Origin of the sequence: Thioalkalicoccus limnaeus, from assembly GCF_041197575.1 — a bacterium.
Taxonomy (GTDB): Bacteria; Pseudomonadota; Gammaproteobacteria; order Chromatiales; family Chromatiaceae; genus Thioalkalicoccus; species Thioalkalicoccus limnaeus.
In genome coordinates this window covers 1-556 of record NZ_JBDKXB010000088.1, presented here as the reverse complement: position 1 = coordinate 556, position 556 = coordinate 1, and the positions used below count along the sequence as shown (strand labels likewise).

General features: G+C 68.9%; 1 protein-coding gene. It reads left to right on the top strand.

All coding sequences use genetic code 11. From position 1 onward, the window contains the following. The coding region (locus tag ABC977_RS18230; protein ID WP_369668690.1) for a transposase at window positions 1–306 on the top strand (306 nt) is incomplete at its 5' end. Between the last annotated feature and the right edge of the window lie 250 nt (window positions 307–556).

Below are 556 nucleotides of genomic sequence, written 5' to 3'. Positions count from 1 at the left end.
ATCATGCTCCTCACCGGGGAAGAACTGTTGCGCCGCTTCCTGCTGCATGTGCTGCCCAAAGGGCTCATGCGGGTCAGGCATTACGGCTTTCTGGCCAACCGTTGCCGCGCCCGACGCTTGCCCGAGATCCGCGCCGCGCTCGCCGCACCGCCGCCCACAGTGGCAGCGCAAAACGAAGAAGCCGGGGAGCGCGTCCCCTTCGATGGCTATCCGTGCCCGACATGCCGCGCTGGCCGGCTGCGCGTGATCGCGCGCCTGAGCCCCCCGCGCCGCGACCGCGGGGGAGGTGCTACCTTGCGCGCCTGACACCGACCGCGTCGCGTCCTCCAGCTGGACCGACTCGAAACGGTCGGCACCCGCGCTCGCCTGAAATCCGGAAAATGGCCTAAGATTGACCCAGGGACACCGACTTCGACCCCTCAGGAACTGACGCACATGCCGATCTTCGCGCCTCTTCCCCCTGCTCGACCCCCGACTGCGCCCACGCGCCGTTGCCGGGTGGACCGGCCGCGACAATACAATCCCCTCTTCCTAGAGAGTGCCCGCGCCGGCCGCC